Genomic DNA, 24,418 nt, shown 5'->3' on the forward strand with positions numbered 1-24,418 from the left:
CGCGAGCGGTTCCGCTCGCGCCCGTGATGACGGATTACTCCGGCTGCCCCTTCTCCTTCAGCAAGTCCGCCAGGCTCTTCGCCGCCGGCTTCAGCGGCGTGCGGTGCTGCGTCCATCCCATCTGCTTCGACGGCGTCAGCGCGCGCAGCCGCGTGGCGGCCCAGCGGAACAGCCGGTACGTCGCCGGGTGCGAATACGCGCCGCTCCAGAAACGCCACACCAGGTGCTCGCCGCGGCTGTACTTGGCGCCTTGGCCGCGCAGCGGGTTGACGACCTGCTCTGCGGGATCACGGTTGGCCTCGGTGCGCAGGCGCACCAGCAATTGCGGAATCGGAATGCGCACCGGGCAAACTTCGCCGCAGGCGCCGCACAGGCTCGAGGCGGTGGCCAGGTCGGCGGTGGCGTCCAGCCCCAGCAGGTGCGGCGAGATGATCTTGCCGATGGGGCCGGGATAGGTCGTGCCGTAGGCGTGGCCGCCGATGCGCGTGTAGACCGGGCAGTGGTTCATGCATGCGCCGCAGCGGATGCATTGCAGCGTGGCGCGCAGCTGCGTGTCGGCATAGGCCTGGGTGCGGCCGTTGTCGAGCAGCACCAGGTGGACCTCGCGCGGGCCGTCGCGCTCGCCGGCGCGGCGCGGCCCGGAGATCAGGTTGAAGTAGGTGGTGATGGCCTGCCCGGTGGCCGAGCGCGTCAGCAGCGTGGACAGCGGCACGATATGCTCCAGCCGGGCCACGACCTTCTCCATGCCCATGATGGCGATATGCACGTCGGGCACGGTGGTGGAAAGCCGGCCGTTGCCTTCGTTCTCCACCAGCCACAGCGTGCCGGTGTCCGCGGCTGCGAAGTTCACGCCGGACAAGCCGATATCCGCTTCGACAAAGGCCTGGCGCAGCGCACGGCGGCCGGTCTGGATCAGCGCGTCGACATCCTCGGTATAGGGCGTGTCGGGGATATGCGCCTGGAACAGCTGCGCGATATCGCCCTTGGTCTTGTGGATCGCCGGCATCACGATATGCGAGGGCTTTTCGCCGGCCAGCTGGACGATGTACTCGCCCATGTCCGACTCGATGCAGTCCACGCCGCGCTCGGCCAGGTAATGGTTCAGCTCGATCTCCTCGCTGGCCATCGACTTGCCCTTGATCACGCGCTGCGCCTGCTTCGATGCCGCGATGCGGTGGATGATCGCGTTGGCTTCGTCGGCGTTCTCGGCCCAGTGCACCTGCACGCCGGCGGCGGTGAGCTTTGCCTCCAGCTGCACCAGCAGGTCCGGCAGGTTGGCCAGCGCGTGCTGGCGCACCGCCTCGCCCAGGTCGCGCAAGCGTTCCAGCTCATCCGCGTCGGGGAACTGCGCCAGGCGCTTGCCCTGCAGGAAGTCCATCGCGCCGCGGAAACTCTGGCGCAGCTTGGGATCGTCCAGCGCTTCGCGGGCGCGTGCCTTGAAGTCCTGCGGCGGAACAAAATTCAGTGCGTGCTGGCTCATTGCCCGGCCTCCGCAGTGTCGGTCTCGATCACGACCCACAGCCGGCGCGGACCATGCGCGCCGTAGGCCAGCGTCTGCTGGATGTCGGAGGTCTTGGAGGGGCCGGAGATCAGCACCAGGTTGGCCGGCATGCCGTCGGACCAGCGCTCGGTGCGCACGGCCATATGCAGGTCGGCGTGCAGCGTCGAGGCGCGCACCAGCGCGACATGCAGCGGCGGCACCAGCGACACCGTGCGTGGCGAGCCTGCATCGGGCGCGACCACCAGCGTGCCGGTGGCGGCAATGCCGGAGCGCGCCACGGTGAAGCCGGCATCGATGGTGTCGAACAGCTCCGCCTTCCACGCTTCGATCGGGCGGTCGTAGCCGATGGCTTCGATGTGGGCCGACAAGGCGGCCGCCAGTGCGGCACCGGCCTGGCTGGCGGGATCAAGCAGCAGGCGCTTCACCCCGGCATTGGCCAGCTCAGTGGCCAGCAATGCCGGCCAGGCCGCTTCGCTGGCGCACCAGACCTCGGCATGCAGCCCTTGCAGTGCCGCCTGCATCGCGCCGGCCAGTTCGCCAACGGCTGGCGTGCCATGGCGGCGTGCCTCGAAATGGCCGTCGATGCGGCGGTCGAGTTCCGCGGTGCCTGGGGACGGTGCAGGCGCGGCGGCGCGCAGCCGGCCGAGCATGCGTTCGCGGGCGCCGGGCGTGCTCATGCGGCACCTCCGCTACGGCGCCACAGGAAGGTGGCCAGGTGCTCCACCTGCAGCGGGGCGCGGTCATGCGTCGCGGTATGGCCGATATTGAGCAGGCAGCCGCAGTCGGCCGAGACCAGCCGGTCGCAGCCGGTGGCGCAGGCCGAGGCCACCTTGTCGCGCACCATGGCGCCGGAGATATCGGGATGCTTGAGCGAGAAGGTGCCGCCGAAGCCGCAGCATTCTGATTCGCGTTCATGCTCCACGCGGGTCACGCCCGGCAGCGCGTCGACCAGGGCCACGCCGTGCTGGCGCGTACCCATTTCTCGACGGGCGCCGCACGAGGTATGCAGCACGATGCGCTCCTGCGCCTGGCCCGCCGCTGCGGCATCGCCAAAGTCCACCTTCAGCACATGCAGCAGGAATTCGCCCAGTTCATAAATGCGTCCGGCCAGTTCCAGTGCCTTGGGGCCGGCCACCGGATCGTCGGCAAAGAGCTGCGGCCAGTGGTGGCGCATCATGCCCGCGCATGAGCCCGATGGCACGATCACCGGCCAGGGCTGGCTGAACAGGTCGAGTTGGGCGCGCGCCACCGCACGGGCCGCGTCGGGGTTGCCGCTGCTGTAGGCGGGCTGGCCGCAGCAACTCTGGCCGCGCGGGAAGTGCACGGTGAGCCCTTCGCGTTCAAGCAACCGCACGGCGTCAAGGCCGGCCTGCGGCACGAACATGTCGACGAGGCAGGTGGCAAACAGGTAGGCCTGCGTGGGGGCAGGGCCGGTGGGGTACTGACGATCCTTCATGTCTCGCTCCGGACGTGCTGGGGTCGCACGTTTCGGCGCATAATTCCCGCTTCCGCGCGGCGGTACAAATTGGTTGGACCAATCTGCCCGACGACGCGCGCAAGCTCAGGAGCGAGGACACACGGCATGACGGCAGCGGCAGCAAGGCACGGGCGCACCCGCGGACGCGTGGAGTCGGTCATGCGCCGGATCGAGACCGCGCTGCTCGACGGCACCTGGCCGCCCGGCACGCGGCTGCCGGCCGAGCGGGTGCTGGCCGGGCAATACGAGGTGGCGCGCAACACCGTGCGCGAGGCGATCCAGCGCCTGGCCGCGCGCGGCCTGCTGCAGAGCCGGCGCGGTGCCGGGGTCTACGCCACCGACCAGCTGCGCGCCGGCATTGCCTCGCCCTGGGGCCAGCTGGTGGCCGACCACCCCGCGCTGCGCGACGACATCCTGGAGTTCCGCCGCGTGCTGGAGGGCGCGACCGCGTATTTTGCGGCGCTGCGCGCGGATGCCGCTGACGTGAAGCGGATCCGCGCCCTGATGGCCGAGCTGGAACGCGCGCGCGCCGCCGACGACAAGCAGGCAGAGGCCGATGCCGATGCGCAGCTGCACGACGCCATTGCCCAGGCCTCGCACAACACCATGTTCCTGCACCTGCATACCAGCGTGATCGGCATGCTGCGCGAGCACATCACCATCAATGGCACCGGCCTGCGCGAACAGGACGACGGCGCGTCAGACCTGTTGCTGCTGCAGCATCGCACGCTGTGCGATGCGATTTGCGCGCGCCGCCCGGAAGAGGCGCGCACCGCCATGCAGACCCATATCGACTTCGTGCGCAGCCGGGTGGAGCAGGACGGCGCCTGAGCAGGCATTGGTCCTACCACCGCCGCGGCGAGCCGGCTGCGGCACTCAGATCAGTCCGGCGCCGGCCAGCTCCCGCTTCAGGTAGGCATAGAAGATAGGTCCGGCGATCACGCCCGGGATGCCGAACAGCGTTTCCATCAGCAGCATCACCATCAGCAGTTCCCACGCCGCGGCCTGGATGCGCGCACCGATGATGCGCGCGTTCAGGAAGTACTCCAGCTTGTGGATCACCACCAGGAACACCAGCGACGCCACCGCGATCGGCAGCGACACCGACAGCGAGGCCACCACGATGGCCGTATTGGAAATCAGGTTGCCCAGCACCGGCAGCAGCCCGGCAACGAAGGTGATCACCACCAGCGTCTTGGTCAGCGGCAGGTGCACACCAAAGAGCGGCAGCATCAGCAGCAGGTAGATCGCCGTCAGCACGGTGTTGATGGTGGAGATCTGGATCTGCGCGAAGATGAACTGCGAGAACGCCTGCTGCAGCGTGCGTGCGCGCGCCACCAGCGCCGCGGCCAGCGGCCGGCGATTGGGCCGAACCACCGCGCGGTACAGCGCCACCATCGCGCCGATCACCAGCCCGATCAGGATATGCACCAGCGTGCGCAGCACCTCGGCGCCCAGCTTCTGCGCCATCGCGGCATGCTCGCGCAGCGTCTCGATCAGCGTGTTGGCCAGCTCGTCCACGCCCTTGGGCAGCGCATCGCTAAGCCACGGCGGCATCTGCCCGCGCGAGCGGTCGATGATGTCGGCCACATGGTTGAGCAGCCCGTCCAGGGTATTGCCTTCGCCACTGACAAAGCGCACCAGCAGCCAGCCCGCCAGCGTCAGCCCCAGCAGGATCAGCGCCGACAGGATGGCCACGGCCAGGGCGTCGTGGCGCTGGTGCAGGCGCTGCAGGCGCGGCGCCAGCACGTCCACCAGCGAGTACAGCAGCAGGCCGGACAGCAATGCCGCCACCAGGTTGGCGTGGAGCACGGTCCACAGCGCCAGGGCGGTCAGCAGGTAGGCGACGGTGCCGACGCTGTACCACGCGGCCGGCAGCAGGCGCGGGGTGGCGGTCGGGTCTGGGTCTTTCATCGGGGTCTCCGGCATGCAATTTGCTCAAAATTTATTCTGGATTCTCGCCGATCCAGATGTTGTTCCTGAGTCAGGCCGTGTGCGCTGAGGCGATGTTGGCATCACGGCACACGCAAAGGCTGTCTATATTAGGGGGAATCGCGCCCGGCAAGGCGCCCGGCGCACCGCTGTCATCGTTTTCTCCAGAGTCCAGGAACGGAACGCATGGCCTACACCCACACCATCGGCACCCACCGCCACGTCTTTGCCGACCTGCGCACGCTACTGGCCCGGGCCAGCCCGGCGCGTTCCGGCGACGCGCTGGCGGGCGTTGCCGCGGCCAGCGAGCAGGAGCGGATGGCCGCGCGGCTGGCGCTGGCCGAGGTGCCGCTCAAGCAGTTCCTGACCGAGGCGCTGGTGCCGTACGAGGACGACGAGGTCACGCGCCTGATCCTGGACCGGCACGATGGCGCGGCCTTTGCCGCCATCGGCGCCACTACCGTGGGCGACCTGCGCAACTGGTTGCTGCTGCATGAAACCGACAGCGCCATGCTGGCGCGGGTGGCGCCGGGCATCACCCCGGAGATGGCCGCCGCGGTCAGCAAGCTGATGCGCAACCAGGACCTGGTGGCGGTGGCGCGCAAGTGCCAGGTGGTGACGCGCTTTCGCAGCACGGTGGGGCTGCCGGGCCGGCTCTCGGTGCGGCTGCAGCCCAACCACCCGACCGACGATCCCAAGGGCATTGCCGCGTCGATCATCGACGGGCTGCTCTATGGCTGCGGCGATGCCACCATCGGCGTCAACCCGGCTTCGGACAACCTGGGCGCCATTGTCTCGCTGCTGCGCATGATCGACGAGCTGCGCAGCCGCTTCGACATCCCCACGCAATCCTGCGTGCTGACCCACGTCACCAATACCCTGCGCGCGATCGGGCAGGGCGCGCCGGTGGATCTGGTGTTCCAGTCGGTGGCCGGCAGCGAGCGCGCCAATGCGGCCTTCGGCATCAGCCTGGCGCTGCTGGCCGAGGCGCACGACGCCGCGCAGGCGCTGGCGCGCGGCACCGTTGGCGACAACCTGATGTACTTCGAGACCGGGCAGGGCAGCGCGCTGTCGGCCAATGCGCACCACGGCGTCGACCAGCAGACCATGGAGGCGCGCGCCTACGCGGTGGCGCGCGCGTTCGCGCCGCTGCTGGTCAATACGGTGGTGGGCTTTATCGGTCCCGAATACCTGTACGACGGCAAGCAGATCATCCGCGCCGGTCTGGAAGACCACTTCTGCGGCAAGCTGATGGGGGTGCCGATGGGCTGCGACGTCTGCTACACCAACCATGCCGAGGCCGACCAGGACGACATGGACACGCTGCTGACGCTGTTCGGCGTGGCCGGAATCAATTTCATCATGGGCGTGCCCGGCGCCGACGACATCATGCTCAACTACCAGAGCACTTCGTTCCACGATGCGCTGTACCTGCGCGAGGTGCTGGGGCTGCGCCCCGCGCCGGAGTTCGAGGCCTGGCTGCAGCGCATGGGCATTGCCGATGCCAGCGGCAGGCTGCTCGAGCCCGCCGCGCGCCAGCCGCTGCTGCAGATGGCCCACAGCCTGTAAGGTACAGCCGATGACGGCCAGACGCCCGCCTCCCGCCGATCCTGCCAACACCGATGCCGATCCCTGGCAACGCCTGCGCCAGTTCACGCGCGCGCGTGTAGCGCTGGGCCGTACCGGCCACAGCCAGACCACCGATGCGGTGCTGGCCTTCGGGCTGGCCCATGCGCAGGCGCGCGATGCGGTGCACCTGCCGCTGGACGTGGGCGCGGTCACCGCGGCGCTGGATGCGGCGGGGGTGCCGAACCTTGCCGTGCACAGCGCCGCGCCGGACCGCGCGCACTACCTGCGGCGCCCAGACCTGGGCCGGCGCCTGGACGATGCCAGCCGCGCGCGGCTGGCCGCGGCACGCCCTGGCGAGGCGCCCGATGTGGTGTTCGTGGTTGCCGACGGTCTGTCCGCGCTGGCCACGCAGACGCACGCGCTGCCGTTGCTCGATGCCACCCGCCCGCGCCTGCCGCTGACATGGCGCATCGGCCCGGTGGTGGTGGCCGAGCAGTCGCGCGTGGCGTTGGGCGACGAGATCGGCGAGCTGCTGGGCGCGCGCCAGGTGGTGATGCTGATCGGCGAACGGCCGGGCCTGAGTTCGCCCGACAGCCTTGGCATCTACCTGACCCATGCGCCGCGCACGGGCCGCACCGATGCCGAGCGCAACTGCATCTCCAACGTGCGCCCCGAAGGCCTGCCGTATGCGCAGGCCGCCGACCGGCTGGCCTTCCTGCTGCGCGGCGCGGCGGCTTTGGGCCGCTCGGGCGTGGACCTGAAGGACGACAGCGTGCCGGCGTTGCCTGAAGGCTGAAGCGTCTCCCTCGCTCACCCGCCCGCCAGCAGCAAAACGGCCACCACGCGGGTTAGCAACCCGCGTGGCGGCCGTCCAGTGGCCAATAAAAGGCGCCGCTTACATCATGCGGCGCGAAAACTGCCCGTGCCCAGCGTCCGACATCAACTTCGAGAACTGCTCGCCGCTCATGTGCACCAGTTCCTGGTGGTCGCCGCCTTCGAAATACACGTCGGGCTGCGCCATCAGGCTGTCGTCCACATAGGTCTGCATGCCGTAGGCCATCGCCACCGGCGGGATCGCGCCGAGGTCGCAATCCTTGAAGATCTCGCGGATCTCGTCCTCATGCGCCAGCACCAGGTTGCGCCCGGTCTGTTCGCAGATGGCGGCCATGTGCAGATGGTGGCTTGAAGGAATCACGGCAGCCACATAGCCGCGGTCATCCTCCAGCAACAGCGTCTTGGCCAGCCGGTCCCCGGGAACATGCGCTGCCTCGGCAGTGGCCATGCTGCTGAGGGTATAAGGGTGGCGGATGATGTCGTACTGGGTGTTCTTGCTGCTCAGGCAGCTTGCAAGCGTGCTAGCCAGGGCCATGGTAGCTCCTCAGGTGCGGATGCGCCGACGGTTATCCTTGTGCTCCTACTATAGTCCGTGGCGACCGCTGCCGGAGGCACCGCTAGCGGTGCAGCCGCGGCCACACTGCCTGCAGTTCGGTCTTCAGGAAGTTCAGCAGGTAGCGCGTCGCCAGCGTCTGGTAGCGGTTGGGCATGGTCAGCATGTAGAGCTTGCTGCCGAACACGCTGATGCGGTAGTCGCACAGCAGCGGCACCAGGGCGCCGCTGTCCAGTTCCGCGCCGATCGCATAGATCGGGAAGATGCCGATGCCCAGGCCCGCCAGCACCGCCTCTTTCAGGAAGGCAAAGTTCTCGGAGGTGAGCGTTGGCTCCAGCACCACCTGCTCACGGATCTCACCGCCGTCGCCGCCGCCACTGTGCCGGATGCCCGTTGCCTTGAGCTTCTGCCCCTCGGGCGACGCGCACACGAACGCATGCCCCTGCAGCTCGGACAGCGCTTGCGGCGCCAGGTGGCCGGCCAGGTAGGCTGGCGACGCGCACACGATCCAGTCGACTTCGCCGATCTCGGTGGCGACCACTGAATCCGGCGGGGTGGAGATGATGCGCAGGGCCACTTCGACGTCCTCGGACACCAGGTTGTGCACACGGTTGTCGAAGACCACGTCGAGCGTGATATCGGGATAGCGCTGCTTGAACAGCACCAGCAGCGGCGACAGCAGTGAATGGCCCAGGCCAGTAGGCACCGAGAGCCGCACATGGCCCTTCAGGCTCTTGCCCATATTGCTGATCAGCGCATTGGCGGCGGCTACCTCGCCCAGGATGTTGCGGCCGTGCTCGTACAAGCCGGCACCGACCGGAGTCGGCTCGACATGGCGCGTGGTCCGGCGCAGCAGCTGCACGCCCAGCTCTTCTTCGAGCGCCTTGAGCCGGTAGCTGACATTGGCGCGCGTCATCTTGAGCTTGCGCGCGGCCGCGCTCAGGTTGCCCGCATCGACGATGTCGACGAACAGGCGCAGGGCGTTCAGGTCCATGGGGTGATCAATGAAAGAGGGGGGCGATTACGGCCCCCGTATATTGCCATGCTCTTGGCGGCGTCCCGCGGCATAGCACCGCGGGGTGCGCATCAATGCTCGTGATGCAGGTATGGTTTGCGCGCGATTGTCCATGTGGCTGGACACTGAATCTGGCTGCGGCCCGTCTGGCGCCCAAACGCAACAGGGTATTGCGTGCGCTGCGGCTTGCACTGTGCGCGGGGATGGGCAATGATGCGAGCCGGACCTTCAACTGGCCTACTGCGCCCCCCGTTTGCCATGCACCGCTCGTTGCGTCGATGGCTGTGCCTGCCTTTGCTCTTTGCCGGCGCCAGCGCCCCTGCCCAGGACCTGGTCGAATGCAAGCGGATCGAGCACGACCAGCTGATCACCGCCTCGCAGGAAACGCTGCTGTTCCTGCGCTGCCGTGCGCGCCAGGTCGCGTATGAAGCGCCGCGCCTGAAGGGTGTTTCGCAGCGCGTAAAGGACGACCTGGTGTTCGCCTGCCTGGACCAGGCCGACGCCGTAGAGCACCAGCTGCGCGTGCGCCACGGCTACTCGCGCGACACGCTGGCGCGCCAGCGCTGCGAACTATCCTTGCCGGCGCCCGGGGGCTGACTTCTGCCCCGGCGGGCAACGGCTCAGGCAAAGCCCCCGTTCACCCGCACCACCTGCGCATTGATCCACGCCCCATCCGGCCCGGCCAGGAACGACACTGCTGCGGCAATGTCCTCGGGCGTGCCCAGCCGCTCCAGCGGCGCCACTTTGGACAGCTGCGCCACCTGCTCTTCCGATTTGCCATCGAGGAACAGCTCGGTCGCGACCGGCCCCGGCGCCACCGCGTTGGCGGTGATGCCGCGCCCGCGCAGCTCGTTGGCCAGGACCCGCACCAGCCCTTCCACGCCTGCCTTGGCCGCGATATAGGGACCGTAACCGGGGAAGGAACGCGCGATCACGCTGGTCGACAGCGCGATGATGCGTCCGCCCTGGCCCAGCCGTGCGGCGGCCTCGCCCAGCACCAGGAAGGCGCCGCGCAGGTTGGTGGCGATGGTCTGGTCGAAGGCGTCCAGGCTGGCGGGCGCGACCGACGCCATCTGCATGATGCCGGCGCTGTTGACGACCACGTCGAGCCGGCCGAAGGCCTGCTGCGCGGTGTCGAGCAGGCGTGCCACGTCTGGCGCCTGCGCCACATCGCCCTGGATGGCGATGGCATTGCTGCCGGCCTCGCGCGCCGCCGCCACCGTCTCTTCGGCCCGGGCGGCGCTGCCGGCGTAGCCAATGGCCACGTCGAAGCCGTCGGCGGCCAGCCGCAGCGCGATGGCGCGGCCGATGCCGCGGGAGGCGCCGGTGACGAGCGCGGCGCGGCGGGAGATAGCTGGGGTGGAGGTCATGGCAGTTTCCTTGGGAGCAAAGGGAAGATGACCTCATGTTGGATGTTGGCTGTCTTTGGATAAATGTGCAGAAATCAAATTGATTAGACGGAATTTATCAACAATATCGGGCGTGCCGCATAGGCCGCACCGCATGCACATCCCGGAAATCCCGCGCTGGCGTTGCAGGCTCCGCCTGCGCCGCCCCCAAGCATGCGTTAAGATTCTTGCTTTCCAGCCGTCTTTGGCGCTGCATCCTGCCGCTGTATCCCGCGTTTCGCCATGAGCAACCTGAACCAGCAATCCATCCTCTCCGTCCATCACTGGACCGACACCCTTTTCAGCTTTACCTGCACGCGCGACCCTGGTTTTCGCTTTGAAAATGGCCAGTTCGCCATGGTCGGGCTGGAGGTGAACGGTCGCCCGCTGCTGCGCGCCTACAGCATTGCCAGCGCCAACTATGAGGAAACGCTGGAATTCTTCAGCATCAAGGTGCCCGACGGCCCGCTGACCTCGCGCCTGCAGCACCTGCGCGAGGGCGACCAGATCTTCGTCGGCAAGAAGCCGACCGGCACGCTGCTGGTGGACAACCTGCTGCCCGGCAAGACGCTGTGGCTGCTGGCCACCGGCACCGGCCTGGCGCCGTTCCTGTCGATCATCCGCGATCCGGAGGTCTACGAGCGCTACGACAAGGTCGTGCTGACCCACACCTGCCGCTTCGTTGAAGAACTGGCCTACCGCGAGCTGATCCAGGAACACCTGCCGCAGCACGAGCACCTGGGCGATCTGGTGCGCGAAAAGCTGGTGTACTTTCCGACGGTGACGCGCGAAGAGTTCGACAACCGCGGCCGCATCACCGACCTGATCGCCTCGGGCGAGCTATTCGAGCGCCTGGGCGTGGAGCCGTTCTCGCTGGAGAACGACCGCATCATGCTGTGCGGCAGCCCTGACATGCTCAAGGACGTCCGCGCCATCCTGGAAGAGCGCGGCTTTGCCGAAGGCAATATGAGCCATCCCGGCCATTTCGTGCTGGAAAAGGCCTTCGTCGGCTAAGGCCGGCCTGCCCCGGCGCGGATCGGTTCCGTGCCGGGGCGCACCCCTGCTGTACCCCCGCTATACCTCCCGCTATACCTCCCGCGTCATCCCCTTCAGGTCGATCCACTCGGCAAACTGCGCCTCAGTGACATGCCCGGACGCGATCGCCGCCTCGCGCAGCGACAGGTTGCGCTTGACCGCCAGCTTGGCGATCTCCGCGGCCTTGTCGTAGCCGATATGCGGATTGAGCGCGGTCACCGGCATCAGCGAACGCTCCAGCAGTTCGGCGATGCGTTCGCGGTCGGCCTCGACGCCTTCGACCATATGCTCGGCAAAGCTCGACGCGGCCCCTGCCAGCAGGCTCACCGACTGCAGCAGGCTGTAGATGATCACTGGCTTGTAGGCGTTCAGCTCAAGCGTGCCCAGCCCGTTGGCCAGCGTCACCGTGGTGTGGTTGCCGATCACGCGGCAGCACACCATCGCCAGTGCCTCGGCCTGGGTCGGGTTGACCTTGCCCGGCATGATCGATGAGCCTGGCTCGTTGGCCGGCAGCACCAGCTCGGCAAAGCCGGCGCGCGGGCCTGAGCCCAGCAGCATGAAGTCGCGCGCGATCTTCAGGAACGACGAGGCCGTGGTGCTGAGCGCGCCGGACAGGTCGGCCAGCGCATCGTGCGAGGCCTGCAGCGCATAGCGGTTGGGCGCGGGCTCGAACGGCAGGCCGGTGTAGTCGGCCAGCGCGCGCGCGAAGGCCGCGGCGAAGCCGTGCGGGGCGTTCAGGCCGGTGCCCACCGCGGTGCCGCCCTGTGCCACCGGCATCGCGCGCAGCATGGCCTGCTGCAGGCGCGACTGCGCATCGGCCACCTGCGTCATGTAGCCCGAGAACTCCTGCCCCAGCGTCAGCGGCACCGCATCCTGCAGGTGGGTGCGGCCGACCTTGACGATATCGGCAAAGGCTTCCACCTTGCGCGCGAAGGTCTGCTGCAGCTGCTCCAGCGCCGGCAGCAGTTGCTGCTGAATCGCGCGCGTGGCGGCGATATGCATCGCGGTGGGGAAGCTGTCGTTGGAGGACTGGCTGGCGTTGACGTGGTCGTTGGGATGCACCGGCGTCTTGCTGCCGACCTTGCCGCCCAGCAACTGAATCGCGCGGTTCGCGATGACCTCGTTCAGGTTCATGTTGGTCTGCGTGCCGGATCCGGTCTGCCAGACCGACAGCGGGAACTCGTCGGGCCAGCGGCCTTCGATGACTTCGGTCGCGGCCTGTTCGATCGCGTGTGCCAGTTCGGGCTTGAGCACGCCAAGCTCGCCATTGGCGCGCGCCGCGCACAGCTTCAGGACGGCAAAGGCCTCGATCAGCGCCGGCGGCATTTTCTCGTTGCCGATGCGGAAGTTCTGGCGCGAGCGCTCGGTCTGCGCGCCCCACAGGTGGTCGGCGGGCACGGGCACGTCGCCCAGGCTGTCTTTCTCGATGCGGGTGGCGGCGGTGGACGGGTCAGACATGGGCAGACTCCTATGCAAGGCAGCGGACGGTTGGACCGGGTGGCTTGGTGCAGTCCATTAGAATACCGCTTCACCGCGGCCGGCGCCCAGGCGCCCGCCGCCTTGCCTTGCCCTTAGCGACATCCCTCGGCCGCATGCTCATCGCCCAGCTCAAGTCCTTCTTCATGGTGGCCCGCATCGGCAGCGTCACGCAGGCCGCCAAGCGCCTGGGCCTGTCGCAGCCCACCATCACCGCGCAGATCCGCGCGCTGGAAGAAGCCTACGGGGTCGAGCTGTTCCACCGCGGCGGGCGCCGCCTGGCGCTGTCAGACGCGGGGCTGGCATTGCTGCCGCGCGTCGAGGCGCTGGTGCAGCAGGAAACCGAGATCGACTTCTTCCTGCGCCATTCGGGCGACCTGCGCACCGGCAGCCTGCGCGTGGGCGCGACCGCGCCCTACTATGTGCTGGAGCTGATCCGCGGCTTCAGCGAGCGCTTTCCCGCCATCGATGTCAGCGTGGTGACGGGCAATTCGCAGGAGGTGCTGGAAGCGCTGCAGGAATACCGCGTCGATATCGCCACCTCGTCGCAGCGGGTGGACGATGCGCGCCTGTCGCGCGTGCTGCTGGGCGTGGACCCGCTGATGCTGGTGGTGCATCGCACCCATGCGCTGGCCGGGCACACCGAAGTGGCCGTCAGTGCGCTGGCGGGCTGCCGCCTGCTGATGCGCGAGCTCGGGTCGACCACGCGCATCGCAACCGAAGACATGCTGGCGCAGGCGCGCGTGAGCCCCGCCGCGCAGATGGAGATCGGCAGCCGGGAGTCGATCCGCGAGGCGGTGATCCGCAACCTGGGCGTATCGGTGATCGCCCGGCACGAGGTGCCGAGCCATCCGGACCTGCGCGTGCTGGGCTTCACCGATGCCTCGCCCTGCCTGCACGAGTATCTCTACTGCCTGCGCGAGCGGCGCGGCGCCAGGCTGATCGATGCCTTCGTCGCACTGGCCGAGCCGCCGCAGGGGCGGCAGGAATCGGGCGCGGACCGCTAAGCCGTCATCTTCAGGCACTGCTCCATGCAGGCTGCGCAGGCGCGGGCGCATTCCTGGCAGTGCTCGTTGTCATGGTGCTCGCATTCCTCCTTGCACCACTTGCAGACTTCGGCGCAGTCTTCGCACACCAGCGTCGCGAACTCGCTGTTGCGCAGCATATAGGACGCGGCCAGCTGGGCGATGCCGGCGCAATCCATGTCCAGCGCGATGCAGCGCGCCATCTTGCGCACGTCCTGTTCTTCCAGGCAGGCCGCGGCGCACTTGAGTGCGGCAGCGGATGCGGCATTGCAGGCGGCAATGCAGTCGGCGTAGCGGGCGGCGTTTTCCTGCACGGTGGGTCGGATCATGGAACGTCCTCCTTCGGGGTAGGTGGATGGGGACCAGCATGCCCACGGTGGCGGAAGCGGCGCATCCGCACGCGCACGGGGCATCGTTATCCACAATAGCAGGCGCTGCCGGTTCCTGTCGGCCCGGTATTTGCTGCGCGCCGCTGGTTACAATGCCAACTGAGCGCAGCAGATCGGCGACGGCGCGCACGCAGCGCCGCCGTCACCTGCGACCATGGCCGGGCACCACCGGCCCGCATTGCGCATCTAACAGGCACGGGTCCGGCCGCACTGGCGGGGCCGATGCAAACACACACCGGCAGCACGGGGAAGGAAGGCACATCATGGGCGAGGCAAAACGGCGGGGAACCCCCGAGGAGCGTGCGGCACAGGCACGCGCAAAGATCGAGGCCTTGCGCCCCGCCCAGTTGGTCTGCGGGCACTGCAAGACCGCGTTCGCGCAATTCGACGCGCTCGACGTGCCGGGCCTGCCCGGCATCGATGCCGTGTTCGGCGGCGAATGCCCCGGCTGCGGCAACGACGTGGTGGTGTTCAAGGGCGCGCCCGATGCGGTGGCCCAGGCCATGATCGCGTGGGAGAAGATGCTGGGCGCCGATGCGCAGCTGGGCTACCAGTCCAGCGATGGCCGCCACGTGCCGTTCGAGCCCGAGGGGGCCGGCGGCGCGGCGTCGGACAAGCCCGGCGGCACTATCCACTGAGCCCCCGGCCGGGGCCGCCTACTGCGGGCTGAGCTCGCCCGCCAGTTCCGGCGGGCCGATCTCATAGCGCCCGCGGCCCGCGCCCTTGGCGCGGTATAGCAGCACGTCCGCCAGCCGCATCAGTTCGCGGTCCTGCGCCGGGCCGCCGTGGTAGAGCGCCACGCCGATGCTGACGTCAACGTCGGCGGATATGCCCTCGAAGTAGAAGGGCTCGTCCATCGCCTGCAGGATGGCCTGCGCCACGCGGCGTGCCGCGGCGGGCTGGGTCATGTCTTCGAGCACCACCGCGAACTCGTCGCCACCCAGCCTGGCGACGGTGTCGCGCTCGCGCACGCAGCGGCGCACGCGCTGGGCAAAGGTCTGCAGCAGCTGGTCGCCGGCGGCGTGGCCGTGGATATCGTTGACGGCCTTGAAGCGGTCCATGTCCAGGTACAGCAGGGCCATCAGCGTGCCATGCTCGCGGCTGCGCACCATCGCCGCATGCAGCTGGCCCTCGAAGGCGCTGCGGTTCATCAGCTGTGTCAGGTGGTCGGTGCGCGACATGCGCGCCAGGCGCTGTGTCTCCAGCTTGCGCTGCGTGATGTCTTGCACGTGGATATGCACGCCCACCACCTCGCTGCCGTCGGCGCTCCATTCCGGGCGCAGGCTGCTCTCCATGCAGTGGTATTCGGGGTCGCTGTCTTCGGTTTCGAAGGTCACCGCAGTGCCCGCCAGCGCGCGCTGCATGAAGGGCTGCACGCGCGCGTAGCGGGCCTCGCCCAGGATTTCGCGCACGTGCCTGCCGCGCAGTTCCTCCGGCTTCAGGCCGAAGACACGTTCGTAGGCCTGGTTGTTGAACACATAGCGCTCATCGGTGTCGATAAAGGCCAGCAGCGACGGCAGCGTGTCGGTCACCGCGCGCAGGCGCCGTTCGCTGCGGTCCAGCGCCTGGCGGCGCTCGCGCACGTCGCGCATCAGCTTGATGAAGGCGCGCGTCAGGTCGCCGATCTCGTCGCGCTGCTGCCGTGTCGGCAGCCGCTCGAACGCGGACAGATCGTTGGCGCTGGCCTGTACCACCTTGTGCAGGCGCGCCAGCGGCGCCAGCTGGCGCCGCACCGCCAGCCAGATCAGCAGGGCTACCGCCGCCATGGCCACCCCGGCCATGCCCAGGAAGCGCTGCTGCATCTGGTGCAGCGGTGCGTAGGCCTCGCGCGCGGGCAGCAGCGCCACCAGTTCCCAGCCGGTGCTCGACATCAGGTAGCGCGCGATCACCGGCCGCGCCGGCGTGAGGAATTCCAGCGGCGCGGGGCTGTCATCCTCGCCGCAGGTATCGGCCACGGCCAGCGCCGGCTGGCGCGCCTGCGCGGGATCGGGATGGCGGATATAGACCGGCTTGGGGCCGGCCGATACCAGGCAGTAGTAGCCGGTGGTGCCAAGGCGGTTGTGCAGGATCTCGACCAGGAAGTTGGCGCTGGACAGGTCCAGCCAGCCGCCCACCAGGCCGACGAAGGTCCGGTTCGGCGTCAGCACCGGCACCGCCACCATCACCCCCATCTGGCCGTTGGTGCGCGAGCGGATGGGCGGCGACACTACGGGCGCGAGCGAGCGGGCGGCCTCGCGGAAATAGCTGCGGTCGCCAATGTCCGCCCCGGCGCCGCGGTGGGTGACGATGTTGCCCTGCATGTCGGCGACCAGCAGCGCGTTGAACGCGGCCGGCACCGGGATCGCTGCGGACAGCGTATCCAGTGCCCGCTCGCGCGCCGCGGCGGCTTGCGCGCCGTGTGCCTGCACCAGCAGGCCGCTGAGCTGCGCAGCCTGGTGCGACAGCAGCACAATGCGGTCGTTCATGGCGGTGTCGAGCTGGTTGGCGGTCAGCTTGACGACGGAATCCTGCTGGACCTGCAGCGCATCGTGCAGGTCGCGGTGGGCATCGTACAGGGCGGTCAGTACGATGCCGGTGCCGAACACCGCGGCCAGCACGGTGGTGATGATCGCAATGCGCGCTTTCAGCGTGGGTGTGTAGACGGGCATGTAGGGCGCAGTTGGAGTGCCAGTGGCGCAGACCGCGTACTTGGGGGCATCTCCGGTGCAACCCTACCATACCCCGCCATGGGGGGCATGCGGTCTTTCCCCCGAACGGGTCCATCCCCGGCGGGGGTGTGCGCGCTGCCCGTGCCACGGTATAGTCCCCCGTTAATGCGAAGGCACGTCCACGCAGACGGCATGCCCCTGCTGCATGCCGGAACCGATCGACCATGAGACTGACTTCGCTTTCCCCTGCCTTGTTGTCATTGCTGGTCGCGGCCGGCGGCGCGCTGTTGACGGCAGGGGCATGGCTGCAGGCGGAGCGGCTCGAGCGCCGCGAGGCGCAGCAGCATTTCGACGCGCTGCTGGGACAGGCCGGCAGCGCGCTGCGCGAGCGCATGCTGGAGAACGAACGCCTGCTGCGCGGCGTGGCCGCCGTGCTGACCGCCAACCCCGACACCTCGCGCACGCAGTGGCGCGACTATCTCTATACTGCCCAGCTCGACGACCTGCCCGCCGGCACCCAGTCGATCGGCTACGCGCCGCTCACGCCGTTGCAGCGGGTGCCGCGGCTGGTGCAGGCCGCCCGTGCCGACGGCCTTGCCGACTACGACATTCATCCCGGCGGCAGGCGCGACCTGTACGCACCGATCCTCTATATCGAACCGCTGGACGGGCGCAACACGCGCGCCGCCGGCTTTGACATGCTGTCCGAGCCGGCGCGCCGGGCGGCGCTGGAAGCCGCCCGCGACAGCGGCGAACCGCGGCTCACGCCCGGCCTGGCACTGGTCCGCGAAACCGAGGCGGCGCAGCACCAGCACGGCGCGCTGGTATTCCTGCCGGTCTACGCCGGCGAGGCGCCGGTCAGCACGGTGGCGCAGCGGCGCCAGGCGGTGCTTGGCTATGTCTACGTGTCGCTGCGCCTGGGCGACCTGATGCGCGCGGTCGGTGCCCCGGCGGCGGCGGAACTGGAGCTCTCGCTGCACGAGGGCTCCCCGGCCGCGCCCGGGCCGATGCTGTCCGGCGGGCCGACCGAGGGCGAGCGCCGCGAGGACGGCAGTGCGGCGCTGCTGCACGGCGAGCGCCAGTTCCAGTATGGCGGTGTCAGCTGGACGCTGCGCGCCGCCACGCGCCCCGCCTTCGAAGCCGCGCATGGCCCGCGGCAGGCGTACCTGGTGCTGGCCGCGGGCACGCTGGCCACGCTGCTGCTGGCGTGGCTCACCCATGCGCTGGCACGCCAGGGCCGTGCCGCATGCCAGCGCGAAGCGCAGGCCGTGCATGCCTGGGAAGATGACAGCGCGATGCTGCAGGCGTGCCTGGCGCAGTCGGCCGACGGCTTTATCCTGATCGATGCGCAGGGCGTGGTGGTGCGCGCGAGCGAGCGGGCGGGACAACTGTTCGGCGCTGATCCGCAGCGGCTGGCCGGACGCAGCCTGGACACCCTGGTCCCCGGCGCCACCGGCGTTGTCCCCGGCGATGCTGCGCCGGGGTCCGAAGTCCACCGTGAACTGGCGGGCGTGCGCGCAGACGGCAGCCGCTTCACGCTGCGCGCCAGCGCCGCGCGCCTGCCTGCGGCCGACGGCGGCGCGGCGCACTGGCTGTGGGCGGTCACGGACCTGGAACCGGAACGGCGCGCCCAGCAGGCCGCCGCGGTGCAGGCCGCGCGCTATGCCGGGCTGCTCGACCATGCCGCCTTCTGCGTGATCACGTTCGATGAGGACGGGCTGATCACCGGCATCAACGCGGCTGGCCAGCGCATGCTCTGGTACAACGCCGCGGAACTGGTCGGCCACATGCACATGACCGGCCTGCATGTTGCCGACGAACTGGCCGACCATGCCCGCATGCTCAGTGGCGAACTGGGCGAGCCGGTGCCGCCGGGGCTGCCCGCCCTGGTGGCCAAGGCACGGCTTGCCCTGACCGACGAGCGCGAATGGACCTGGGTGCGCAAGGGCGGCTCGCGCATGCCGGTGCAGCTGGCGGTGTTCGCCCTGCCGGCGCCCATCGAGGCTCCAGCCGCTGACGCAGCGCCAGCCGGTCCCGCCGATGGTGCCGATCGTGCCGATGTGCCCCGGTCCGCGCCGTCGCCTGGCTACCAGGCCATCGGCTACGACCTGACCGAGCGCCTCCGCGTCGACGAGTACATCCGACACCTCGCGCTGCATGACCCGCTGACCGGCCTGCCCAACCGCGCCGAGCTGAGCGAGCGCGCGCAGGCGCTGCTGCTGTACGCGCGCAGCCACGGCGAGCGCGTGGCGCTGCTGCTGCTTGACCTGGACCATTTCAAGCACATCAACGACTCGCTCGGCCACCCCGTCGGCGACGACGTGCTGCGCACCATGGCCGACCGCCTCAAGGGCGCGGTACGACAGGGCGACCTGGTGGCGCGCATGGGCGGCGATGAATTCGGCGTGGTGCTGGGCGGCCTGCGCCACGACAGCGAAGCCGAGCTGATTGCCGCCAAGATCCAGGCGCGCGTCAATGAAGAACTGCAGGCCGGCGGCCAGCGCCTGCGCGTGACGCCATCGATCGGCATGGCGATCTACCCGGACGATGGCGATAGCCTGACCGAGCTGCTCAAGGCTGCCGATTCGGCCGTCTACGCGGCCAAGCACGACGGGCGCGCACAGTTGTGCCGCTTTGCCAGCGCCATGGCCGAGGCCTCGCTGGCGCGCTTCACCATCGAAGGGCTGCTGCGGCGCGCGCTCGCCGGCGATGAGTTCCGGCTGCGCTACCAGCCGATCGTCGATGCCGCGACCCTGGCTATAACCGGCGTCGAGGCGCTGATTACCTGGAACACCCCGGAACGCGGCGCCATGCAGCCGGCCGAGTTCATCCCCATCGCCGAGCAGAGCGGCCTGGTGGCGCCGCTGGGCGAATGGACCCTGGCCACCGCCTGCCGCGAAATCCAGGCCCTGCGCCAGGCGCTGGGCAGCGAGATCGAGGTCGCGGTCAATATCTCGCCGCTGCAGCTGCGCCAGGCCAACTTCCCCGATACCGTGGCGCACTGCCTGCAGCAGGCCGGCCTGCCGCCGCAGGGGCTGGTGATCGAAGTCACCGAAGGCATCCTGGTCGACGGCGGCGAGACCACCATCGAGACCTTCCGCCGGCTGCGCGAGCTGGGCGTGGGGCTGTCGATCGACGATTTCGGCACCGGCTACTCCGGGCTCAATTACCTGACCCGGCTGCCGATCAGCCGGCTCAAGATCGACAAGTCCTTTGTCGACGACGTGGCCACGCCCGGCCACGACCAGGCGGTGGCAGCGGCGATCATCGCGCTGGGCCACCAGCTGCACCTCAAGGTGATTGCCGAAGGGGTGGAGACGGCGGCGCAGTTCGAGTTCCTGCGGGCGCAGGGGTGCGACGGGCTGCAGGGGTTCCTGTTCAGCCAGGCGGTGCCGCAGCAGGTGCTGCGGGAGATCCTGGAACAGGGGATTCGGGTGCCGACCCCCACGTCTGCGGGCGCCACTGCGCTGCGCGAGTCATAATCGTCCAGGGGCACCATTCATAACTTGCCGGCGTGCCCGCGCCGCTGCCCCATCCCAAATCCCCCGATACCTCCATCGAAATACTTTGCCGATCTGCCACACGGCTGGCATCTGCGCTGCCTATGCTGGCGACCGATTCAATTGAGATTGCGGAGATTCGGTGATGCAGGCAGGCAAGTCCGGGGAGGGCCGGGCGTTCCTGGCGGTGGAGCAGGTCAGCAAGCGCTTTGGCAGCTTCGTGGCGCTGGACGGCGTGTCGATGTCGGTCGGGCAGGGCGAGCTGCTGTGCCTGCTGGGCCCGTCCGGGTGCGGCAAGACCACGCTGCTGCGCATCATCGCGGGACTTGAGCGCGAGGACGCAGGACGCATCCATGCCGGCGCGCGTGAACTGACCGGGTTGCCGCCGCAGGCACGCGACTACGGCATCCTGTTCCAGTCCTATGCACTGTTTCCCAACCTGACCGTGGCGCAGAACGTGGCCTATGGACTGCACGGGCGCGGCATGGGACGCACGCACCGCGACGCGCGCGTGGCCGAGATGCTCGACCTGGTCGGCCTGGCCGGCAGCGAGCGCAAGTTCCCGGGCCAGCTCTCCGGTGGCCAGCAGCAGCGCGTGGCGATGGCCCGCGCGCTGGCGCCGGCGCCTTCGCTGCTGCTGCTTGATGAGCCGATGTCGGCACTCGACGCCCGCGTGCGCGAACACCTGCGGCTGGAGCTGCGCCAGCTGCAGCGCAGGCTGAATATCACCACCGTGATGGTCACCCACGACCAGGAAGAGGCCATGACCATGGCCGACCGCATTGCCGTGATGGACGGCGGGCGCATCGTGCAGGCCGGCACTCCCGCCGAAATCTATGAGCAGCCGGCGTCGGCCTTTGTCGCCGGTTTTGTCGGGCAGGCCAACTGGCTGCCGGGGCGCAGCGTGCAGGCCGGGCGCTTCACCGTCGGCGAGGGCAGCCAGGCCGTCGATTTCCTGGTCGACTCGCCGCAGCCGGCGGCATCCGCCGGCCGGCTGTGCTGCCGCCCGGAAGCGGTGCGGCTGGACCCGGATCCTGCCGAGCCCAACCGGCTGCTGGCGCGCGTGGTCGACCAGACCTACCTCGGCAACCGCTACCGGCTGGCGCTGGAAGCGGATCGCCTGCCGGGGCTGACCCTGTTTGCCGACGTGGCGCGCGAGGCGCGGCACCGGCTGCCCGACGCGGGCGGCCACAAGTTCTGGATTGCGCTGCCCGCGCAGGCGTTGCGGGTGTTTGCATGATGCGCGCGGTCACTGCCGTCCTGCCCGAGGCTACGCAGGCAGCATCGCCGCGCGGCACCGGCCTGGCCTCCCGGCTGGCGCACGGTGCCCCGGCCGCGATGAAGTGGCTCTGGCTGGCCGGGCTGGCCGTCGGCCTGCTGCTGCCGTTGCTGGCGCTGTTCCGCCAGGCGTGGTTCGATGCGGCGGGGCAATGGGCGCTGGGCGCGCGCATGGCGGCGCTGGTGACCAGCTCCAACTTCCTGCCGATGCTCGGCCGCAGCGTGGCGGTGTCGCTGGCGGTGGTGGCGCTGGTGGTGCCGCTGGCATTTGGCTTTGCCTATGCGCTGCAGCGTTCCTGCATCGCACTGCGGCCGCTGTGGCGCGGCATCGCGCTGCTGCCGCTGTTTGCGCCGTCGCTGCTGCCGGCGATCGCGCTGGTCTACCTGTTCGGCAACCAGGGCATCTTTCGCGGCGCCTTCGGGCCGGGTGGCATCTATGGCTTCTGGGGCATCGTGCTGGGCGAGGCCTTCTACACCTTCCCGCATGCGCTGATGGTGCTGGTGGCGACGCTGTCGCTGGCCGATGCGCGCCTCTATGAGGCGGCGCGCGCGATGGGCGCCAGCCCGTGGCGTACCTTCTGCACGGTCACGCTGCCGGGCGCGCGCCAGGGCCTGTTCGCCGCCGCCTGCCTGGTGCTGACGCTGGTGATCACGGACTTTGGCGTACCCAAGGTGGTGGGCGGCGGTTATCCGGTGCTGGCGCTGGAAGCGTACAAGGCGGTGGTCGGGCAGCAGCAGTTCGACCGCGGCGCGCTGATCGGCATGCTGCTGCTGGCGCCCGCGCTGCTGACCTTTGCCGTGGACATGGCAATGCAGCAGCGCCAGCGCACACAGATGGGCAGCCGCGCGCAGGTGTATGTGCCGGCGCCCGAGCGCGGCCGCGACGGCGCGTGCCTGCTGCTGGTGGCGCTGGTCAGTGCCGCGCTGCTGGCAGTGATCGCCACCGCGCTGGGCGCGTCGCTGGTCAAGCTGTGGCCGTACAACCTGGGCCTGACGCTGGCGCATTACGACTTCGACAATATGGACGGCGGCGGCTGGCTGGCCTACCGCAACAGCCTGAAGCTGTCGGCACTGACCGCGCTGGCGGGCACGGCGGCGATCTTCCTGGGCGCCTGGCTGACGCTGCGCACGCGCGGCCCGGCCTGGCTGCACGGCGTGCTGCGCGCGGGCTTCCTGTTGCCGATGGCGGTGCCGGGGCTGGTGCTGGGCCTGGGCTATGTGTTCTTCTTCAACGCGCCCGGCAATCCGCTGCACGCGCTGTACGGCACCATGGCGCTGCTGGTGCTGTGCAACGTGGCGCACTGCTACACCACCGGCCACCTGACCGCGGCCGCGGCGCTGCGCCAGCTCGACAACGAGTTCGAGGCCGCGGCGCTGTCGCTCGGGGTGGCGCCGCTGGTGACGTGCTGGCGCGTGACCGTGCCGGTGTGCCTGCCGGCACTGCTCGATATCTTCCGCTACCTCTTCGTGTCGTCGATGACCACGGTCTCGGCGGTGATTTTCCTGTACAGCCCCGACACCGTGCTGGCGGCGATCTCGGTGCTGAACATGGACGATGCCGGCGACACCGCGCCCGCTGCCGCGATGTCGACGCTGATCCTGCTGACCTCGGTGCTGGCGGCCTTGCTGCTGCACGCGGTCTCGGCCGGCTGGCTGCGCCGCGCACAACGCTGGCGCGCCGGCTGACCTTTGCCCGATTCGCCATACCCCTGCATTCCGGAACACTCACCGAACCCAAGGAGAAACCATGTCCCGCATCACCAACCTTGTCGCGGCGCTTGCCGCCGCGGCCGCCCTGCCGATGCTGGCCGGCAACGCCAGCGCCGCCACCGTGCTGACGGTCTATACCGCGCTCGAAGCCGACCAGATCGCCGCCTACAAGTCCGCGTTCGAGAAGGTGCATCCCGATATCGAAATCAAGTGGGTGCGCGATTCCACCGGCATCGTCACCGCCAAGCTGCTGGCGGAAAGGGCCGCGCCGCGCGCCGATGCGGTGTGGGGCCTGGCCGGCTCCAGCCTGGCGATCCTGGACAAGGAAGGCATGCTCGACCCGTATGCGCCGAAGAACCTGGCCGCGATCGATGCCAAGTACCGCAGCCCGGCCAATCCGCCGGCATGGGTCGGCATGGACGTGTGGGGCGCGGCGATCTGCTTCAACACCGTAGAGGCGCAGAAGCAGGGCCTGCCCAAGCCGGCCTCGTGGGCCGACCTGACCAAGCCGATCTACGCGGGCAAGGTGGTGATGCCGCACCCGGCCTCGTCGGGCACGGGCTTCCTCGATGTCAGCGCCTGGCTGCAGATGATGGGCGAGCAGAAGGGCTGGCAGTACATGGATGCCCTGCACAAGAACATCGGCCTGTACACGCACTCGGGCTCCAAGCCGTGCAAGATGGCCGCGCAGGGCGAGTTCCCGATCGGCATTGCGTTCGAGTACCGTGCCATGAAGTCGAAGAAGGAAGGCGCGCCGATCGATATCGTGCTGCCGAGCGAAGGCCTGGGCTGGGACATCGAGGCCACCGCCATCGTCAAGGGCACCAGGAACCTGGACGCCGCGCGCAAGCTGGCTGACTTCTCGGCCTCGCGTGAAGCGATGGCGCTGTATGAGAAGAACTTTGCCGTGCTGGCTGTGCCCGGCATTGCCAGGCCCGACGCGCTGCTGCCCGCCGACTACGAGAAGCGCCTGATCAAGAACGACTTCCGCTGGGCGAGCGACAACCGCGACCGCATCCTGGCTGAATGGAGCAAGCGCTACGAAGGGAAGGCGGAGAAGAAGTAAGGCACACGGCGCGCCCGGCGGC

At 69.0% G+C, this 24,418-nt stretch carries 21 protein-coding genes; 11 read left to right on the top strand and 10 right to left on the bottom strand.

The window, feature by feature from the left end:
* Positions 1-34: 34 nt before the first annotated feature.
* From AC3WRR_RS07940 to AC3WRR_RS07950, 3 genes are read right to left on the bottom strand one after another with little or no spacing between them, the layout of a single operon-like run.
* Positions 35-1,480, bottom strand: coding sequence for a LutB/LldF family L-lactate oxidation iron-sulfur protein (locus tag AC3WRR_RS07940; RefSeq protein WP_010814062.1), 1,446 nt, complete (start codon positions 1,478-1,480; stop codon positions 35-37).
* Positions 1,477-2,178 carry a LutC/YkgG family protein gene (locus AC3WRR_RS07945; RefSeq protein WP_492296618.1) on the bottom strand — a complete coding sequence of 234 codons (702 nt, stop codon included), beginning with the start codon at positions 2,176-2,178 and terminating at the stop codon, positions 1,477-1,479. The genes AC3WRR_RS07940 and AC3WRR_RS07945 overlap by 4 nt, the downstream gene beginning before the upstream one ends.
* Positions 2,175-2,957 (bottom strand): (Fe-S)-binding protein, encoded by a 783-nt coding sequence (locus tag AC3WRR_RS07950; RefSeq protein WP_011616347.1) that lies wholly within the window; start codon positions 2,955-2,957, stop codon positions 2,175-2,177. The genes AC3WRR_RS07945 and AC3WRR_RS07950 overlap by 4 nt, the downstream gene beginning before the upstream one ends.
* A gap of 180 nt (positions 2,958-3,137) precedes the next feature.
* On the opposite strand from AC3WRR_RS07950, the gene AC3WRR_RS07955 reads away from it, so the two are divergent.
* On the top strand, positions 3,138-3,809 hold the full coding sequence (locus AC3WRR_RS07955; RefSeq protein WP_010814059.1) for a FadR/GntR family transcriptional regulator: 672 nt from the start codon (positions 3,138-3,140) through the stop codon (positions 3,807-3,809).
* A gap of 45 nt (positions 3,810-3,854) precedes the next feature.
* Here the strand turns inward: AC3WRR_RS07955 and AC3WRR_RS07960 are convergent, their stop codons facing one another.
* Positions 3,855-4,892 (bottom strand): AI-2E family transporter, encoded by a 1,038-nt coding sequence (locus AC3WRR_RS07960; protein ID WP_010814058.1) that lies wholly within the window; start codon positions 4,890-4,892, stop codon positions 3,855-3,857.
* A gap of 204 nt (positions 4,893-5,096) precedes the next feature.
* Between AC3WRR_RS07960 and AC3WRR_RS07965 the strand changes: the two genes are divergently transcribed.
* Together AC3WRR_RS07965 and eutC are read left to right on the top strand one after the other, a co-directional pair.
* Positions 5,097-6,479, top strand: coding sequence for an ethanolamine ammonia-lyase subunit EutB (locus AC3WRR_RS07965; RefSeq protein WP_010814057.1), 1,383 nt, complete (start codon positions 5,097-5,099; stop codon positions 6,477-6,479).
* 10 nt (positions 6,480-6,489) lie between these two features.
* Positions 6,490-7,275 (top strand): ethanolamine ammonia-lyase subunit EutC, encoded by a 786-nt coding sequence (gene eutC, locus AC3WRR_RS07970; protein WP_010814056.1) that lies wholly within the window; start codon positions 6,490-6,492, stop codon positions 7,273-7,275.
* Positions 7,276-7,374: 99 nt separating this feature from the next.
* On the opposite strand, the gene AC3WRR_RS07975 is transcribed toward eutC, so the two are convergent.
* Positions 7,375-7,848 (bottom strand): aminoacyl-tRNA deacylase, encoded by a 474-nt coding sequence (locus tag AC3WRR_RS07975; protein WP_010814055.1) that lies wholly within the window; start codon positions 7,846-7,848, stop codon positions 7,375-7,377.
* Positions 7,849-7,930: 82 nt separating this feature from the next.
* Entirely contained in the window at positions 7,931-8,860 is a 930-nt protein-coding gene (locus tag AC3WRR_RS07980; RefSeq protein ID WP_010814054.1) for a LysR family transcriptional regulator, read from the bottom strand.
* A gap of 279 nt (positions 8,861-9,139) precedes the next feature.
* On the opposite strand from AC3WRR_RS07980, the gene AC3WRR_RS07985 reads away from it, so the two are divergent.
* On the top strand, positions 9,140-9,478 hold the full coding sequence (locus AC3WRR_RS07985; protein ID WP_051398545.1) for a hypothetical protein: 339 nt from the start codon (positions 9,140-9,142) through the stop codon (positions 9,476-9,478).
* Positions 9,479-9,501: 23 nt separating this feature from the next.
* Here the strand turns inward: AC3WRR_RS07985 and AC3WRR_RS07990 are convergent, their stop codons facing one another.
* Positions 9,502-10,251 (bottom strand): SDR family oxidoreductase, encoded by a 750-nt coding sequence (locus AC3WRR_RS07990; RefSeq protein WP_058697752.1) that lies wholly within the window; start codon positions 10,249-10,251, stop codon positions 9,502-9,504.
* 261 nt (positions 10,252-10,512) lie between these two features.
* Between AC3WRR_RS07990 and AC3WRR_RS07995 the strand changes: the two genes are divergently transcribed.
* Entirely contained in the window at positions 10,513-11,283 is a 771-nt protein-coding gene (locus AC3WRR_RS07995) for a ferredoxin--NADP reductase (RefSeq protein ID WP_010814051.1), read from the top strand.
* 72 nt (positions 11,284-11,355) lie between these two features.
* On the opposite strand, the gene fumC is transcribed toward AC3WRR_RS07995, so the two are convergent.
* The gene (gene fumC, locus AC3WRR_RS08000) at positions 11,356-12,762 is read right to left on the bottom strand and encodes a class II fumarate hydratase (protein ID WP_010814050.1); all 1,407 of its coding nucleotides are present in this window, start codon (positions 12,760-12,762) and stop codon (positions 11,356-11,358) included.
* Positions 12,763-12,896: 134 nt separating this feature from the next.
* On the opposite strand from fumC, the gene AC3WRR_RS08005 reads away from it, so the two are divergent.
* Positions 12,897-13,787 (top strand): LysR family transcriptional regulator, encoded by an 891-nt coding sequence (locus AC3WRR_RS08005; protein ID WP_010814049.1) that lies wholly within the window; start codon positions 12,897-12,899, stop codon positions 13,785-13,787.
* Here AC3WRR_RS08005 and AC3WRR_RS08010 read toward each other — a convergent pair.
* Positions 13,784-14,134 (bottom strand): four-helix bundle copper-binding protein, encoded by a 351-nt coding sequence (locus AC3WRR_RS08010; protein WP_010814048.1) that lies wholly within the window; start codon positions 14,132-14,134, stop codon positions 13,784-13,786. The two genes, AC3WRR_RS08005 and AC3WRR_RS08010, sit on opposite strands and share 4 nt — an antisense overlap.
* 323 nt (positions 14,135-14,457) lie before the next feature.
* On the opposite strand from AC3WRR_RS08010, the gene AC3WRR_RS08015 reads away from it, so the two are divergent.
* Positions 14,458-14,832 (top strand): hypothetical protein, encoded by a 375-nt coding sequence (locus AC3WRR_RS08015; protein ID WP_010814047.1) that lies wholly within the window; start codon positions 14,458-14,460, stop codon positions 14,830-14,832.
* 18 nt (positions 14,833-14,850) lie between these two features.
* On the opposite strand, the gene AC3WRR_RS08020 is transcribed toward AC3WRR_RS08015, so the two are convergent.
* The gene (locus AC3WRR_RS08020) at positions 14,851-16,842 is read right to left on the bottom strand and encodes a sensor domain-containing diguanylate cyclase (protein ID WP_492296621.1); all 1,992 of its coding nucleotides are present in this window, start codon (positions 16,840-16,842) and stop codon (positions 14,851-14,853) included.
* A gap of 224 nt (positions 16,843-17,066) precedes the next feature.
* Between AC3WRR_RS08020 and AC3WRR_RS08025 the strand changes: the two genes are divergently transcribed.
* From AC3WRR_RS08025 to AC3WRR_RS08040, 4 genes are all read left to right on the top strand, one after another.
* Complete coding sequence (locus AC3WRR_RS08025) at positions 17,067-20,324, top strand: bifunctional diguanylate cyclase/phosphodiesterase (RefSeq protein WP_492296623.1); 3,258 nt, start codon at positions 17,067-17,069, stop codon at positions 20,322-20,324.
* A gap of 163 nt (positions 20,325-20,487) precedes the next feature.
* Positions 20,488-21,582, top strand: coding sequence for a putative 2-aminoethylphosphonate ABC transporter ATP-binding protein (locus tag AC3WRR_RS08030; RefSeq protein WP_439669572.1), 1,095 nt, complete (start codon positions 20,488-20,490; stop codon positions 21,580-21,582).
* The gene (locus AC3WRR_RS08035; protein ID WP_037025812.1) at positions 21,579-23,306 is read left to right on the top strand and encodes a putative 2-aminoethylphosphonate ABC transporter permease subunit; all 1,728 of its coding nucleotides are present in this window, start codon (positions 21,579-21,581) and stop codon (positions 23,304-23,306) included. Before AC3WRR_RS08030 ends, AC3WRR_RS08035 begins: the two co-directional genes overlap by 4 nt.
* A gap of 61 nt (positions 23,307-23,367) precedes the next feature.
* The gene (locus AC3WRR_RS08040; protein WP_011616355.1) at positions 23,368-24,396 is read left to right on the top strand and encodes a putative 2-aminoethylphosphonate ABC transporter substrate-binding protein; all 1,029 of its coding nucleotides are present in this window, start codon (positions 23,368-23,370) and stop codon (positions 24,394-24,396) included.
* The last annotated feature ends 22 nt before the right edge of the window (positions 24,397-24,418 follow it).

The organism is Cupriavidus sp. FW305-3-2-15-C-LB2 (assembly GCF_058787575.1).